The organism is Amycolatopsis sp. La24 (assembly GCF_029087445.1).
Classification (GTDB): domain Bacteria; phylum Actinomycetota; class Actinomycetes; order Mycobacteriales; family Pseudonocardiaceae; genus Amycolatopsis; species Amycolatopsis nivea.
In genome coordinates, this window is sequence record NZ_JARACH010000042.1 from 61,040 (window position 1) to 74,949 (window position 13,910).

Sequence of the window (13,910 nt, forward strand, 5' to 3'; positions counted from 1 at the left end):
TCGGCGGCGGCCGAACTGTCGGTCAGCCGCCGGAACCGCCGGAGAACGCCGCGATCCGGGCTGCCCGTCGGCCCGCTACCGCCTTGCGCAACGCCGGAAGCACTGGTCCCGCGAGCTTCTCCAACTCCTTCAGCCGGTCCGCGTGGCGACGCGCGTCCGAGCGGGACATCCCGGCTCCGGACGCCGCGGCGAGGGAAGCCAGCGCCGCGGCGGAAGCGTCCACTTCGGACAACGGGGCGGTCAGCGCGTGGTCAAGCTGCGCATGCGCATCGCGTACCCGCGCCGGGTCGGCAGGCACCAAGACCTTGCGATGCAGGATCGAACTGCTGCTCTCTTCGAGCAGACCCGCCGCGGAGAGTTGCGTTTCCAGCGACTGCACCGTGTCGTTCCTGCCGCGGCGGAGCAATGCGCGCCACGACGCGGGGCTGTGCGTGCGGAGGTCGGCGAGCAGGTCGTCGAGCAGGAGGTCGCCGGTCGGGGCGGCGGCGGTCGGTTCGGCGTGGCCGCGCTGGTCGCGGAGGTTGCCGCGCAGCACCAGGTCGGTCACCGCGGCCGCGCGGACCAGCAGGGCCGCGTTGGAGCGGCGGGAGACCGGGCCGCCGTCCGGGTCGCAGGCGAGGAAATACGCTCGCGCGGGCAAGGAGTCGCTCATTGTTTCTTCACCTCTGGCCAGATCGTTTCCCAGGATTGCTTTCGCCCGGTGTACAGCCACATCAGCCCGGGCACCACTTCAGTCACCGAAGAGAAGTACGGCCGCAGCAGCGCCGGATCGAAGCCCGCGAAAAGCACGTTGCGCGCGGAATCCGGCGGCCGGTCGAAGTACCAGTATCCTCGGTGTCCGCTGTAGACATTCTTGATTCCGTACCGCGGGCCGTAGTACTCCACGGCCGCGGCGAACGGATAGATTTCCCCGTATACGGCGGTTTCCCGGCGCATCGGCTCGGGCAGGGATCGATACGTCTGCCCGACCCCGTCCGCCAACTGCTGCTGCGCGGTCTCCCCGGCCGCGAACACGGTGCCGAGCGGAAATGGACCGAACGACGTGGCTTTCATCGAAGCTGGCCATACCGGCAGCCCGGCAATGGTGACCGCCGCCGAAAGCGTGAACACGATTCCGACCGGGATCTTCCACCAGTGCACCAGATTTCGCCGCGCAAGCTCTGTCGCGGCCGCGGCGAACGGCAGCGAATACAGGCTCATCAAGTAATACGAGCGGCCGTGCGTTCCGATGATCACCGCCACGACCAGCAGCAACGCCACCGCGAGGTACCGGTACGGCACCAGGTCCGGCGAACGGAACAGCCGCCACATCCCGTACAGCAGCGCCAGCACGCCGATTCCCATTCCGGCCCCGAGCAAGCCGTCGCGCGCGAAGGTGAGGTAGCCGGGGAATTCGGCCGCGACGACCTCGCCCATCCGGGTGTAGGCCCAGCCGTGCGTGGCTTGCCAAAGGAACGTCGGCAGGGTCGCCACGACGGCGATCAGCGCGCCCAGCCACAGTTTCGGCCGGGACACCAGGTTGCGCGGCCCGAAGACGAGCGCGGACACCAGCACCGCGCCCCACAGCGCGGGGATCAGGAATTTCGTCTGCAGCGATATCGCGGTGACCACTCCGGCCCACACGAGCAGGCCGTCGCGCCGGGTCCGGGTCCAGCGCACCAGGAGGAACACCACGAGCGTCCAGAAGAACGGGTCCAAAGCGTAGGTGGCGACCCAGTGGCTGATGATGATCAGCCCCGAAGTCGCGTACGCCCCGGCCGCCATTGCCTGCGCTCCGCGACCGCCGCCGAGTTCGCGGGCGGTCAGCGCGGTCACGATCACCCCGGCGCCGGCCGCGAGCGCCATCGGCAGCCGCAGCGCGACCAGCGAACCGGGGAACCACTGGTCGAGCGTGCCGGCCAGCAGCGGGACGAGCGGCGGCTGGTCGAAATACCCCCAGGCCAGATGATCTCGACCGGCCACGAGGAAGTACAGCTCGTCGAAGCCGTGCGCGTACCGGGTGCTCGTCGCCGCCAGCAGCGCGACGGCGCCCGCCGCGACCGCCAGCACCGGCAGCCGGGCGAACCGCGGGATTCCTTCGCTCGTCATGGCGTCGAGTCCACCGCGCCGGGCGGGTTCGGCGTAAGCGTGCTCGGTAGCTGCCCGCAGCGACGAAAGTGGATCGCTTCCGATCGAGCCGCAACTTTCGGCGGTAACCCGCCACCCGGGCGATGCGGATCCGGCGCGGCCGGGCAGGCGACCGGATACCGTGGCCGGGTGACCAGCACGTGCCGTCCCTGGCCGCGGTCGACCGACTGGTTCTGGCTGGCCGGCACCGCGCTGGTGTTCGCCTGCCTCGACTTCGGCCTTTTCCTCGCCGCCGGGCCTGCCACCGGCTTTCTCGGCCCGTACGCGACGCTCGTGCTGGAACTCGTCTGCGACGCGTCCCTGCTGCTCCTGGCGCGCTTCCCGAACGGCGTCGCCGGTCTGCTGATCGTGGCCTCGCTGGCGATGCTGGCGTCCGACCTCTTCTCCCCCGGCCTGCTCGTGCCCGTCCGCCAGCCGACGCTGATGACCGTCCCCACGATCACGCCGATCGTGCTGGCGCAGCTCGTGCGGCAGCTGGACCGGCGACGGCTGCTGTGGATCGCCGGGTTCCTGGCACTGCTGGCGACGCGACCGTGGAATCCGGCTTGGAACACCACGCCGTTCGGGCTGCTGAGCACCGCGCTGCCGGTGGCGATCTCGCTGTATTTCGAGGCGCGGCGGCAGCTGCTGAGTTCCTTGCGCGACCGGGCTGAGCGCGCGGAACGCGAGCAGCATCTGCTCGCCGAACAGGCGCTGGCGGCGGAGCGGCGACGGCTGGCGAGCGAGATGCACGACGTCGTCACGCACCGGTTGAGCCTGATGGTGCTGCACGCGGGCGCGCTCGGCGTGACGTCGCCGGATCCGTCGGTGAAGTCGGCCGCCGAGGACATCCGGCGCGAGGGCGCGCACGCGCTCGACGAACTGCGCGACCTGGTCGGCGTGCTGCGCAACGGCACCGGCATCGAACCGCCGGTGCCGAATCCGCCGCTGCCGGGCGAGGTGGCGGATCTGGTCGCCGAATCGGTGGCGGTCGGGATCGCGACCGAGCTTTCCGTGACCGGCGACCGGACCTCGGTGTCGCCGACCGTCGCGCGCACCGCGTACCGGGTGGTGCAGGAGGCGCTGACCAACATCCGCAAGCACGCGCCGGGCTGCTCGGCGACGGTTTCGCTGCGCTATCACCCGGGCGGACTGGACGTGGCCGTCGCCAACACCCGCGCGACCCGGCCGCCGGACGCGGCGCTCGCGGGGAGCGGCTCCGGCGCGGGGCTGAGCGGGCTGCGCCAGCGGGTCGAACTCGTCGGCGGGACCTTCGAGGCGGGCCCGGTGCCCGGCGGCGGGTTCAAGATCGGTGCGATACTGCCCGCCTACGTCCCGACCACGGAAGGTGCTGCCCGGTGATCACGGTCGTGGTGGCCGACGACGAGCCGATGGTGTGCGCGCACCTGCGCACGATCCTCGGTTCGGCCGGCGACATCGAGGTAGTCGCGCAGGCGCGGGACGGCGCGGAGGCGGTCGAGGAAGTGGTCCGGCACCGGCCCGCGGTGGTGCTGATGGACCTGCGGATGCCCGGTGTGGACGGGCTCGCCGCGATCGAGCGGATCTGCGCGCTGCCGGATCCGCCCGCGGTCGTCGCGCTGACGACGTTCGACGCGGACACCTACGTCATCCGGGCGCTCCGCGCGGGCGCGGCCGGGTTCCTGGTGAAGTCGACGCCGCCGGAGGACCTGATCGGCCTCGTTCGCGTCGCGGCGGACGGGCACACCGTGCTGTCGCCGTCGGCCGCACGCCGGTTGGTCGCGCTGTCGTCGGACGGCCACCGCCGCGATGACGAAGCCCGCCGCCGGACCGCCGGGTTGACGGAGCGGGAGCGGGATGTGCTGGCGTGTCTGGGAGAAGGACTGTCCAATGCGGACATCGCCGGTCGGCTGCATCTGGCGGAGGCGACCGTGAAGAGCTACGTGTCACGGATGCTCGTGAAACTCGACTGCACCAACCGGACCCAGGCCGGACTGCTGGCCCACGAAGCCGGGCTCGTCGGCCGCTAGGTCATTTCAGCATCGAGCCCAGCCGCTGCGCGGAAGCCACCACCAACCGGCCCAGTTCGTCCGGGTCCGGAGCTTCGAACAGAGACAGCCCGATGCTCGTGCCCGGCGCGTCCCGGCCGGTCGGCACCACCGCGGAGATCCCGGTGATTCCCGGCGCGATCTCTCCGACCGACACCGCGTAACCGCGCGAGCGGGCGCGGGTGATCTCCTCGCGTTCGCCCTCGACCGGCGGTTCCGCCGCGAGCAGCGCGAGCCCGGCCGAACCGCGGCCGATCGGGTCCAGCTGGCCGCTGCGGAACGACACATGCATCCGCGCTTGCCGCGGTTCCACGATCATCAGCATCCGCACCTGCTCGGCGTTCTCGCGGACCACCAGGTGCGCCGACGCGCGGCCGGCGTCCGAAAGCTCCTCCAGCACCGGGCGCGCGAGCGTGCGCAGGTCCTGTTCCACCGGCTCGGCCAGGCGCACGAGGCCGGTACCGAGCGAGATCCGCTTGAACCGGTCGCGGCGGCAGAGGTGGTGCGCCTCCAGCGTGCGGACCAGCCGGTGCGCGACCGTGCGGTGCACGCCGATCCCGTCGGCGATCTCGGTCATCGTGAGCCCCTGCGGGTGCTCCACCAGCAGCTCCAGCACCTGAAGCCCGTGGCTCAGCGTCTTCGACGTCCCCGATTCGGACACACGACTCCCTTGACGACAGCTTGTCCGGCGACCTACTGTTCCTACATATCGCACGGTACGTGCGAATATAGCACGTTTGCCGTTCGAGGCAACCACCCCGCGGATCGAGGTTCGGACATGAGCGAAGTCCCCGTCGAGGACGTGCTGGCGGTGCATCAGCTCTACGGCCGCCAGAGCCACGCCATCGACTCCGGGCAGGCCGCGCGCTGGGCCGCCACGTTCACCCCGGACGGGGAGTTCGTCTCGCCCAGCTACCCGGAACCCGCCGCGGGCACGGCCGCGCTGACCGCGTTCGCCGAGCGGTTCCACGTCGGGTGCGTCGAATCCGGCGAACGGCTGCGGCACGTGGTGTCCACCGTGGAGGTCCAGTTAGGGCAGTCCGAGGACGCCTTGCGAGCGCTCGCCTATCTGCAGATCGTCGGGACCCCGGAAGGCGGTTCCCCGCGACTGCACCGGCTCACCGTGCTGGACGACGAACTCGTGCGCACCGCGGAAGGCTGGCGCGTGCGCCGCCGCACCGTGCATCGCGAGCCCTGAGAAACAACGAGGAGAAAACCCAGATGACCACTCTCGAGCCCACCGGCCCCGGCCGGGTGCTGCACCAGCCCGCGACCGCGCGCTACCCGGAGATGCCGGGCAAGGTCGCCGTGGTCACCGGCGCGGCCCGCGGCATGGGCGCGCGCTTCGCCGCAGGTCTCGCCACGCGCGGGGTGCACGTGGTGGGCGGCGATCTCGACGCCGCCGCGATGACCGCCACCGCCGACGACCTCACCGTCGCGCTCGCTGCCGAGTCCATTGAGGACAAACCGGGCCGGATCGTCGCGTCCGCTGTGGACGTCACCCGCGCCGAGGACCACGTCGCGCTCGCCCAGCGCGCGATCGACGAGTTCGGCCGCATCGACTTCTGGGTCAACAACGCCGGGATCTTCCCGTACGCCGAGGTTCCGGACATCACCCCGGAGCAGATCCGCTCGACGCTTTCGGTGAACGTCGAGGGCGTGCTGTTCGGCGCGCAGGCCGCCGCCGCGCGGATGGAACCGGGCAGCGCGATCGTCAACATGGCATCGGTGTCCGCGGTCCGCGTGCGCAAGGGCCGCGCGGCGTACTGCAGCTCGAAGGCCGCGGTCGCGCACCTCACCGAATCGCTCGCGGTGGAACTCGGCGACCAGGGCATCCGGGTCAACGCCATCGCCCCGGGTTACATCGACACCGAAATGACCCGCTGGATCCAGGACGACGCGCCCGCGCTGGCGAAGGCGCTCGACGCGGTGCCGCTGCACCGGATCGGCTCGCCCGAAGAGGTGTGCGGCGTGCTGCTGTTCCTGCTTTCGGACAGTTCGCGGTACGTCACCGGGCACAGCCTCGCGGTCGACGGCGGCTCCCGGCATGTCTGACGCCACCGAAGCCGTGCGCTACCCGGACGTCGTGCTCGTGACGGGCGCGGCGAACGGGATGGGCGCGCAACACGCCCGCGCGCTCGGCGAACGCGGCGTGCACGTCTGCGTCGCGGATTTCGCTGGTGCGGACGAAATCGCCGACGAGATCCGCGCGGCGGGCGGGGCGGCGACTCCGTACACCATGGACGTTGTCGAGCCGGCACAGTGGACTCGCGTGCTCGACCGGATCCGCGCCGAGCACGGTTCGCTCGGCGGTCTCGTGAACAACGCCGGGATCTCGCGGAGGCTGGAGTTCCAGGACACCACCGCCGAGGTGTGGGACCGGGTGCTGGCGGTGAACCTGTCCGGGCCGTTCCACGGGATGCGCGCGGCCGCGCCGCTGATGCGCGATTCGGGCGGCGGTTCGATCGTGAACATCTCGTCGATCTCCGGCCAGATCGGCTACTTCTCCCCCGCTTACTCGGCGAGCAAATGGGGGTTGACCGGACTGTCGAAGTCCGCCGCGGGCAATTTCGCGAAGTGGCGGATCCGGGTCAACTCCGTCCACCCGGGACTGGTCGACACCGGGCTGCTGGCGGGCGCGGACGCGTTCGTCAAGTCCGCTGTGGACAGTGTGCCCGCCGGAAGGATGGCCGACCCCCGGGAAATCACCGACACGGTGCTGTTCCTGCTCTCGGACCGGTCCACCTACTTGACCGGAAGCGAGGTCACCGTGGACGGCGGTCTCGTCTCCAACGGTCTCTACCATCGCATTCTCGCCGAAACCGGAGGTGATCTCGGATGAGCGTCGACGCTGACGTCGTGGTGATCGGCGGGGGCGGCGCGGGCCTCGCCGCGGCGGTGTCCGCTGCCGAGCACGGGGCCTCGGTGATGCTGTTCGAGTCGGAGAAGGAACTCGGCGGCTCGACCCAGCTGTCCGCGGGCATGCTCACCGCCGCGGGCACGAGTGTCCAAAGTGCACTGGGCATCGAGGACACGCCGGAACAGTTCTTCCAGCACTATCTCGACCTCAACCAGTGGCAGCTGAAACCCGGACTGCTCAAGACTTTCTGCCGCGAGGCCGGTCCCGCGGTCGAGTGGCTGATCGGGCTCGGCGCGGAAATCCCGGCGAAGGTGTCGCACGACGCGCACACCCCGGGATTGACGCGCGCGGGCGTCGAGGACGTCTGGCGCGGGCATGTGCCGAAGGACCAGGGCTACGGCCTCGTCCAGGTGCTCGACCGCGCGCGCCGCAAGGCCGGCGCCGAAGCGGTGCTGAACACCCGGGTCGAACGACTGCTCGTGGAGGACGGCCGGGTCGCCGGTGTAGTCGCTGACGGCATCGAGGTCCGCGCGAACTCGGTGATCGTGACCAGCGGCGGGTTCGCGCAAGACCCCGCCCTGCGCTCGCGGTATTACCCGGACGCCGACGCGGCGGGCGAGGATCTGTTCGTCGTCGCCGCGCCCGGCTCCCGAGGCGACCACTTCGCATTCGGCGAGCAGGTGTCCGCCTCGATCACCGGCGAGGGCTGGGGGCTCCTGCTGCCGACCGCGTACTTCCAGCGCCTGCACCACTGGCAGTCCGGTTTCCCGCCGCGCTCGCGCGTGCTGGTGAACGCGCACGGCCGCCGATTCATGGACGAGGACGCGTCGTACGCGGTGTCGAGCGGCATCATCTCGGCGCAGGACGGTCCAGTGTGGATGGTCTTCGACGACCGAGCGCGCCGCGATCTTCCGCCGGGCTACGCGCACTGGAACGCCGAGTACGTTCTGTCCGAAGCGGACGCTGGCCGTACTCTGCGGGCCGACACGCTGGAAGAACTGGCAGGCAAGATGAACGTGCCCGCCGACGCTCTCCAGGCCACTGTGGACAGATGGAACACCCAGCTCCCCACCGGCGAGGACCCGGAGTTCCTGCGGCACGAAACCTTGTCCGCCAAGGGTGCGGCCGAACCGCCCGCGAAAATCGCCACCGGACCGTTCTTCGCCGCGCGCACCCTGCCCGCCGAACTGGTCTGCACGCACGCCGGGCTGGAGATCGACTCCAGTGCCGCGGTGCTCGACGTCCGCGGCGACCGCGTGCCCGGGCTGTTCGCCGCGGGCGAGGCCGGGGCCGGAGTGCTCGGCTTCCGCTACGTCGGCGGCGGCAACGCGGTCGCCAACGCCGTCACCATGGGCCGCATCGCCGGCCGCTCCGCCGCCTGATCCTTCAGAGTTACTGCTCACCGTCGAGGAGAACCCCCATGTCCGTCCCCGCCGCAGCCGCCACCACGGCGGACTCCCCGCTGGCCAGACGCACCGTCCGCAAGGTCGGCGTCCGCGTCATGCCGATCGTCCTGCTGCTCTACATCTTCAACTACATGGACCGGGCGAACATCGGCTACGCCCAGCTCGGCATGGCCAAAGAGCTCACCATCACGGCCGCGACCTTCGGCGTCGCGTCGGCGATCTTCTTCCTCGCCTACGTGGTGTTCGAGGTGCCCAGCAACATGATCATGAAGAAGGTCGGGGCCCGCCTGTGGCTCAGCCGGATCGCGGTCAGCTGGGGCATCGTGACCGTGCTGACCGGGTTCGTCGCGAGCGTGACGCACCTGATGATCGCGCGGATCCTGCTCGGCATCGCCGAGGCGGGCCTGTTCCCCGGGCTGCTGCTGTACTTGACCTTCTGGTTCCGCGGCAAGGAACGCGGCCGGGCCATCGCGACGCTCGCGCTCGCGCAGCCGATCGCGCTGATCCTCGGCAGCCTGTTCGGCGGCTGGATTCTCGACCACGTGCACTGGTTCGGGATGAGCAGCTGGCAGTGGGTGTTCATCCTCCAGGGCGCGCCCGCGGTGCTGATCGGCCTGCTGACCTTCTTCTACCTCCCGAACAAGCCCGCCGACGCGAAGTTCCTGACCGCCGAGGAAAGCTCCTGGCTGCAGGCCGAGATCGACCGCGAGTACGTGCCGGAGGAGAAGGAGACGTTCCTCGGCCAGCTGCGCGCGGTGCGCGACGGCAAGGTCCTGCTGCTGGCGATTTCCAACCTCTTCATCGCCTGCGGCCTGTACGGGCTCACGTTCTTCCTGCCGCTGATCGTGAAGCAGCTCGACCCGAAGTACTCCTCCACCAACATCGGCCTGCTCGGCGCGATCCCGTACGTCGTCGGCGCGGTCGGCATGCTGCTGCTCGCCCGCAACTCCGACCGCACCGGCGAGCGCAAAGGCCACGTGATCGCCACCGTGCTGGTCGCGGCGATCGGGTTCTTCGGCGCGATCCAGTTCAAGACCGTGCCGGCGTTGTCGCTGATCAGCCTCTCGCTGGCGGCGATCGGCGTGCTCGGCTACCTCGCGCCGTACTGGGCGATGGCCGCACGCGTGCTGTCGAAGGAACACACCGCGGTCGGCCTGGCCGCGATCAACTCGATCGCCGCGCTCGGCGGGTTCTTCGGGCCGTACGCGATCGGGCTCGCGGCGACCGAGAGCGACGTGACGATCGGGCTGTACTTCCCGATCGGCTGCCTGATCGTCGCCGCGGCGATGCTGGCCTTCCTGAAAGTGCCGCGCGACGCGGGCGCCCGCCTGGCTCGTCCGGTGAAGTAGTTTCGAGTTTGATTATCCCGGCGGCGCGGTTACAGTGCTGTCCATGCAGGACCCCGCCGCGCCGCCGGACCCGGACTCGCTCGACTTCTGGTCGTTCATCGCGCTGGCCAACCGCAGGCTGGCCGACGAGTTCGGGTTCCGCCACCAGCTGGCGACCGAGGTGCTGCTGACGCTGAACCGGGCGTCGAACCTGGTCACCTACGACCTCGAATCCGCCGTGCACCGGCCGCGCGGGCGGTCGTGGTCGGCGTTCCGGGTGCTGTTCGTCGTGTGGCTGGCCGGGCCGCTCGAACCGTCCGCCGCCGCGCGGCTCACCGGCATGAGCCGGGCGGCGGTCTCGAATCTCGCGAAGACCCTGGTCAGCGAGGGTTTGCTGACCAGGACGCCGGGCGAGACGGACGGCCGATCGGTGCGGCTTTCGCTCACCGAGGCCGGGCACGCCGAGATGCTCGAGGTGTTCGAGGCGCAGAACGAACGCGAGGCCGGGTGGGTCGAGGTGCTCACCGAGGCCGAGCAGCGCGTGCTGGTGATGCTGCTCGACAAGCTCATCTCCGGCCGGGCGGGCTTCGCGACCCGCCGCTAGCCCGGCGCCACTGTCCGTGAAGGGCTCCTTGAGGGAATCTGATTCCGTCAAGGAGCCCTTCACGGACGGCCGCCAGCCCTTCCCACGGCTCGGCTGGGGGACTAGGCTGGTCGGAAAGTAGTACATACTTTGATTACTTCGCGCCGAGGAGGCGACCCATGGCCTACTACCGCAGCGCGGGCAGCATCCCGCCTAAGCGGCACACCCAGCACCGCACGCCCGAAGGCGGGCTCTATTCCGAGGAGCTGATGGGCGAGGAGGGCTTCTCGTCGGACTCGTCGCTGCTGTACCACCGCGGCATCCCGTCCGCGATCGTCGACGCGACGCCGTGGGAACTGCCGGACCAGACGCTCACCGAGAACCGGCCGCTCAAGCCGCTGCACCTCAAGCTGCACACGCTGTTCCCCGGCCAGGAGTGGAAGAGCGCGGACGTCGTGAACAACCGGCGGCTCGTGCTCGGCAACGGCGACGTGCGGATCTCCTACGTCGCCGCCGGCGAGGCTTCTCCGTTGTACCGCAACGCGATCGGCGACGAATGCGTGTACGTCGAGTCCGGCGAAGCGGTCGTCGAGACGGTGTTCGGCGCGCTGCCCGCCCGCACCGGCGACTACGTGATCCTCCCCCGCGCCACCACGCACCGCTGGGTGCCGAAGGGGCCGGAACCGTTGCGCGCCTATGTGATCGAGGCGAACTCGCACATCGCGCCACCGAAGCGCTACCTGTCGCGCTACGGCCAGTTGCTGGAGCACGCGCCCTACTGCGAGCGCGACCTGCACGGCCCGGCCGAACCGCTGGTCGTCGAAGGCACCGACGTCGAGGTGCTGGTGAAGCACCGCGGCTCGCGCGGCGTCGTCGGCACCCGTTACGTGTACCCGACGCACCCGTTCGACGTGGTCGGCTGGGACGGCTGCCTCTACCCGTACACGTTCAACGTCTCCGACTTCGAGCCCATCACCGGCCGCGTGCACCAGCCGCCGCCCGTGCACCAGGTGTTCGAGGGCAACAACTTCGTCATCTGCAACTTCGTCCCGCGCAAGGTCGACTACCACCCGCTCTCGATCCCGGTGCCGTACTACCACTCCAATGTGGACTCCGACGAGGTGATGTTCTACTGCGGCGGGAACTACGAGGCGCGCAAGGGATCCGGCATCGGACAGGGCTCGATCAGCCTGCACCCCGGCGGCCACAGCCACGGCCCGCAGCCGGGCGCGGTGGAACGCTCGCTCGGCGCGGAGTTCTTCGACGAACTGGCGGTCATGGTCGACACGTTCCGCCCGCTGGAGATCGGCGAGGGCGGCCACGCGAGCGACGACCCCGGCTACGCCTGGACCTGGGCAGGACGGGGACCGCAGTCGTGACCGACGCACTGACCCGCGGCCTGCTGGACGACGCGGCGGTCTTCCCGCCCGGCCTCGCGCCGCTGCCGGACGCCGTCGCCGCCCACGACCGGCACACCGCTTCGCCGTACGCCGCGATGGTCGGCCCGCTGGTCGTCGCCGCGTCCGGCTTGGCGGAACTGGCTGAAGTCGTGGCAGGCCGCGAAACCCCGTTGCCGCTCACCGTGACGCTGCCCGCCGGGCCGGGCGGGATCACCGACGTGCTCAAGGCGGTCGACGGGCTCCCGGTGTCGGTCGAATCGCTGGAAATCGCGGTGCCGCAAGGAATGCCTGTGGACGAGTTCCTGTCCGCAGTGGACGGTTGCCCGGTGCCGGTCGCCGTGGAGATCCCGCGCGACGAACGCCGGGTTCCGTTGCTGCGGGCGCTTTCCGGCACCCCGCACAAGGCGAAGTTCCGCACCGGCGGGACGTCGGCCGAGTACTACCCGGACGAAGCCGAACTCGCCGCCGCGATCCGCGCGACCGCCGAGGCGGACGTGCCGTTCAAGGCGACCGCGGGCCTGCACCACGCGATCCGCAACACTGACCCGAACACCGGTTTCGAACAGCACGGATTCCTGAACCTCTTGCTCGCCGCCGAAGCGGTCGACCGCGGCGCCGAGGACGAGGAAGTCGTTGCCCTGCTTGCCGAACGCGACGGTGCCGCGGTCGCCGACCGGATCCGCGCGCTGGCCCCGGAACGCCTGGCAGCGGCGCGCGCTAAGTTCACCTCGTTCGGGACCTGCAGCATCACCGACCCGCTCACCGAACTGACAGATCTAGGCCTGATCGGAGCCCCCGCATGACCGTGCTCGACATTCCCGCCGGCTCCCCCTTCGGCGTCGAAAACCTGCCGTACGGCGTCTTCTCGGCAGGCGGCGGCAGTCCCCGGGTGGGCGTGCGCGTGGGCGAGCACGTGCTGGACCTGTCGATCGCCCTCGGCGACGAGGTGTTCGCCGAGCCGACGCTGAACGCCTTCATGGCGCAGGGTTACGACCGCTGGGTCGAGGTCCGCACGCGGCTGCAGACGCTCGTGACCGGCGAGGTGCCCGCCGAAGCCGTGCACGCGGTCGCCGACGTCAAGCTGCACCTGCCCATCGACGTCGCCGATTACGTGGACTTCTACGCCTCGGAACACCACGCGTCGAACGTCGGCCGCTTGTTCCGTCCGGACGCGGAACCGTTGCTGCCCAACTGGAAACACCTCCCGGTCGGCTACCACGGCCGCTCCGGAACGGTCTACGTGTCCGGCACCGACGTGGTCCGCCCGAGCGGCCAGCGCAAGGGCGAGGACGGCCCGGTCTTCGGCCCGAGCACCCGCCTGGACATCGAAGCGGAACTGGGCTTCATCGTCGGGGCGGGCACTCCGGCCAACACCCCGATCTCGCCGGACGACTTCCCTCGCCACGTTTTCGGCGCGGTCCTGCTGAACGACTGGTCGGCCCGCGACATCCAGGCCTGGGAGTACGTGCCGCTGGGCCCGAACCTGGGCAAGAGCTTCGCGACGTCGATCTCGCCGTGGGTGGTCCCGGTGCTGGCGCTGGCCGAGGCCCGGGTGCCGCTGCCCGGGCAGACCTCGCCGGAACCGCTGCCCTATCTGCGGGAATCGTCGCCGTGGGGCTTGGACATCACGCTGGCCGTGGAGTGGAACGGCCAGGAGGTGGCGCGCCCGCCGTACCGCGAGATGTACTGGTCGCCGGCCCAGATGCTGGCCCACCTGACCGTCAACGGCGCCTCGGCCCGCACCGGCGACCTCTACGGCTCGGGCACGATCTCCGGCGCGGACCCGGCGGAACGGGGCTCGTTCCTGGAACTCTCCTGGGGCGGCCGGGATCCGCTGACCGTCAAGGGCGAATCCCGCACCTTCCTCCAGGACGGGGACGAGGTCGCGATCACCGGTGCCGCCACCACCAGCAGCGGCGCGAAACTGGGCTTCGGCGAGGTCCGGGGGCGCATCCTCCCCGCGCAGTAACCAGCGCAAAGTACGTGAGGGGGCCCCTGAGGGAATCAGATTCCGTCAGGGGCCCCTCGCGTACGTCCCCAATGCCACATTGGGTGCATCTGACGCACCCACATTGGGGATTTTTCATCCTGGTTTGTGCTGGTCATGGCGGGTTGACGGGGTGTGGTAGTTGTCAGGCCGGGGTGGGCTGGGCGGTGTCGCGGACGGCTTGTTCGTGCTGGGTGAGGACGAGCAGGGCGC

At 70.2% G+C, this 13,910-nt stretch carries 14 protein-coding genes; 11 read left to right on the forward strand and 3 right to left on the reverse strand.

Annotation, left to right across the window (positions count from 1 at the left end):
• Positions 1–22: 22 nt before the first annotated feature.
• Together PUT80_RS31330 and PUT80_RS31335 are read right to left on the reverse strand one after the other, a co-directional pair.
• Positions 23–652: a GPP34 family phosphoprotein gene (locus tag PUT80_RS31330; RefSeq protein ID WP_275294339.1), complete on the reverse strand. Its 630-nt coding sequence runs from the start codon at positions 650–652 to the stop codon at positions 23–25.
• Complete coding sequence (locus PUT80_RS31335) at positions 649–2,088, reverse strand: glycosyltransferase family 39 protein (RefSeq protein ID WP_275294340.1); 1,440 nt, start codon at positions 2,086–2,088, stop codon at positions 649–651. Before PUT80_RS31335 ends, PUT80_RS31330 begins: the two co-directional genes overlap by 4 nt.
• A gap of 168 nt (positions 2,089–2,256) precedes the next feature.
• On the opposite strand from PUT80_RS31335, the gene PUT80_RS31340 reads away from it, so the two are divergent.
• Both PUT80_RS31340 and PUT80_RS31345 read left to right on the forward strand, forming a co-directional pair.
• On the forward strand, positions 2,257–3,468 hold the full coding sequence (locus PUT80_RS31340) for a histidine kinase (RefSeq protein WP_134666705.1): 1,212 nt from the start codon (positions 2,257–2,259) through the stop codon (positions 3,466–3,468).
• Positions 3,465–4,115, forward strand: a complete 651-nt coding sequence (locus PUT80_RS31345; RefSeq protein ID WP_238605420.1) for a response regulator transcription factor — start codon at positions 3,465–3,467, stop codon at positions 4,113–4,115. Before PUT80_RS31340 ends, PUT80_RS31345 begins: the two co-directional genes overlap by 4 nt.
• 1 nt (position 4,116) lies before the next feature.
• Here PUT80_RS31345 and PUT80_RS31350 read toward each other — a convergent pair whose 3' ends face one another.
• Positions 4,117–4,794 carry a helix-turn-helix domain-containing protein gene (locus PUT80_RS31350; protein WP_037812547.1) on the reverse strand — a complete coding sequence of 226 codons (678 nt, stop codon included), beginning with the start codon at positions 4,792–4,794 and terminating at the stop codon, positions 4,117–4,119.
• Between the two features lie 117 nt (positions 4,795–4,911).
• On the opposite strand from PUT80_RS31350, the gene PUT80_RS31355 reads away from it, so the two are divergent.
• The 9 genes from PUT80_RS31355 (at position 4,912) to fahA (ending at position 13,679) form a co-directional block, all read left to right on the forward strand.
• On the forward strand, positions 4,912–5,331 hold the full coding sequence (locus PUT80_RS31355; RefSeq protein ID WP_275294341.1) for a nuclear transport factor 2 family protein: 420 nt from the start codon (positions 4,912–4,914) through the stop codon (positions 5,329–5,331).
• Positions 5,332–5,354: 23 nt separating this feature from the next.
• Complete coding sequence (locus tag PUT80_RS31360; RefSeq protein WP_037812551.1) at positions 5,355–6,188, forward strand: glucose 1-dehydrogenase; 834 nt, start codon at positions 5,355–5,357, stop codon at positions 6,186–6,188.
• Positions 6,181–6,975 (forward strand): SDR family NAD(P)-dependent oxidoreductase, encoded by a 795-nt coding sequence (locus PUT80_RS31365; protein WP_037812554.1) that lies wholly within the window; start codon positions 6,181–6,183, stop codon positions 6,973–6,975. The genes PUT80_RS31360 and PUT80_RS31365 overlap by 8 nt, the downstream gene beginning before the upstream one ends.
• On the forward strand, positions 6,972–8,375 hold the full coding sequence (locus PUT80_RS31370; protein ID WP_275294342.1) for an FAD-dependent oxidoreductase: 1,404 nt from the start codon (positions 6,972–6,974) through the stop codon (positions 8,373–8,375). The genes PUT80_RS31365 and PUT80_RS31370 overlap by 4 nt, the downstream gene beginning before the upstream one ends.
• Positions 8,376–8,413: 38 nt before the next feature.
• Positions 8,414–9,748, forward strand: coding sequence for an MFS transporter (locus PUT80_RS31375; RefSeq protein ID WP_134666713.1), 1,335 nt, complete (start codon positions 8,414–8,416; stop codon positions 9,746–9,748).
• 43 nt (positions 9,749–9,791) lie between these two features.
• A complete protein-coding gene (locus PUT80_RS31380; RefSeq protein WP_037812827.1) occupies positions 9,792–10,331 on the forward strand; it encodes a MarR family transcriptional regulator in 540 nt (179 codons plus the stop codon).
• 158 nt (positions 10,332–10,489) lie between these two features.
• Positions 10,490–11,689, forward strand: coding sequence for a cupin domain-containing protein (locus PUT80_RS31385; protein ID WP_043830279.1), 1,200 nt, complete (start codon positions 10,490–10,492; stop codon positions 11,687–11,689).
• Positions 11,656–12,513: a hypothetical protein gene (locus PUT80_RS31390; protein ID WP_275294345.1), complete on the forward strand. Its 858-nt coding sequence runs from the start codon at positions 11,656–11,658 to the stop codon at positions 12,511–12,513. Before PUT80_RS31385 ends, PUT80_RS31390 begins: the two co-directional genes overlap by 34 nt.
• Positions 12,510–13,679 (forward strand): fumarylacetoacetase, encoded by a 1,170-nt coding sequence (fahA, locus tag PUT80_RS31395; RefSeq protein WP_134730612.1) that lies wholly within the window; start codon positions 12,510–12,512, stop codon positions 13,677–13,679. The genes PUT80_RS31390 and fahA overlap by 4 nt, the downstream gene beginning before the upstream one ends.
• The last annotated feature ends 231 nt before the right edge of the window (positions 13,680–13,910 follow it).

Coding starts and splice junctions, on each gene's coding strand:
- PUT80_RS31330 (WP_275294339.1), bottom strand. CDS start 652: ATGAGCGACTCCTTGCCCGCGCGAGCGTATTTCCTCGCCTGCGACCCG.
- PUT80_RS31335 (WP_275294340.1), bottom strand. CDS start 2,088: ATGACGAGCGAAGGAATCCCGCGGTTCGCCCGGCTGCCGGTGCTGGCG.
- PUT80_RS31355 (WP_275294341.1), top strand. CDS start 4,912: ATGAGCGAAGTCCCCGTCGAGGACGTGCTGGCGGTGCATCAGCTCTAC.
- PUT80_RS31360 (WP_037812551.1), top strand. CDS start 5,355: ATGACCACTCTCGAGCCCACCGGCCCCGGCCGGGTGCTGCACCAGCCC.
- PUT80_RS31365 (WP_037812554.1), top strand. CDS start 6,181: ATGTCTGACGCCACCGAAGCCGTGCGCTACCCGGACGTCGTGCTCGTG.
- PUT80_RS31370 (WP_275294342.1), top strand. CDS start 6,972: ATGAGCGTCGACGCTGACGTCGTGGTGATCGGCGGGGGCGGCGCGGGC.
- PUT80_RS31375 (WP_134666713.1), top strand. CDS start 8,414: ATGTCCGTCCCCGCCGCAGCCGCCACCACGGCGGACTCCCCGCTGGCC.
- PUT80_RS31380 (WP_037812827.1), top strand. CDS start 9,792: ATGCAGGACCCCGCCGCGCCGCCGGACCCGGACTCGCTCGACTTCTGG.
- PUT80_RS31385 (WP_043830279.1), top strand. CDS start 10,490: ATGGCCTACTACCGCAGCGCGGGCAGCATCCCGCCTAAGCGGCACACC.
- fahA (WP_134730612.1), top strand. CDS start 12,510: ATGACCGTGCTCGACATTCCCGCCGGCTCCCCCTTCGGCGTCGAAAAC.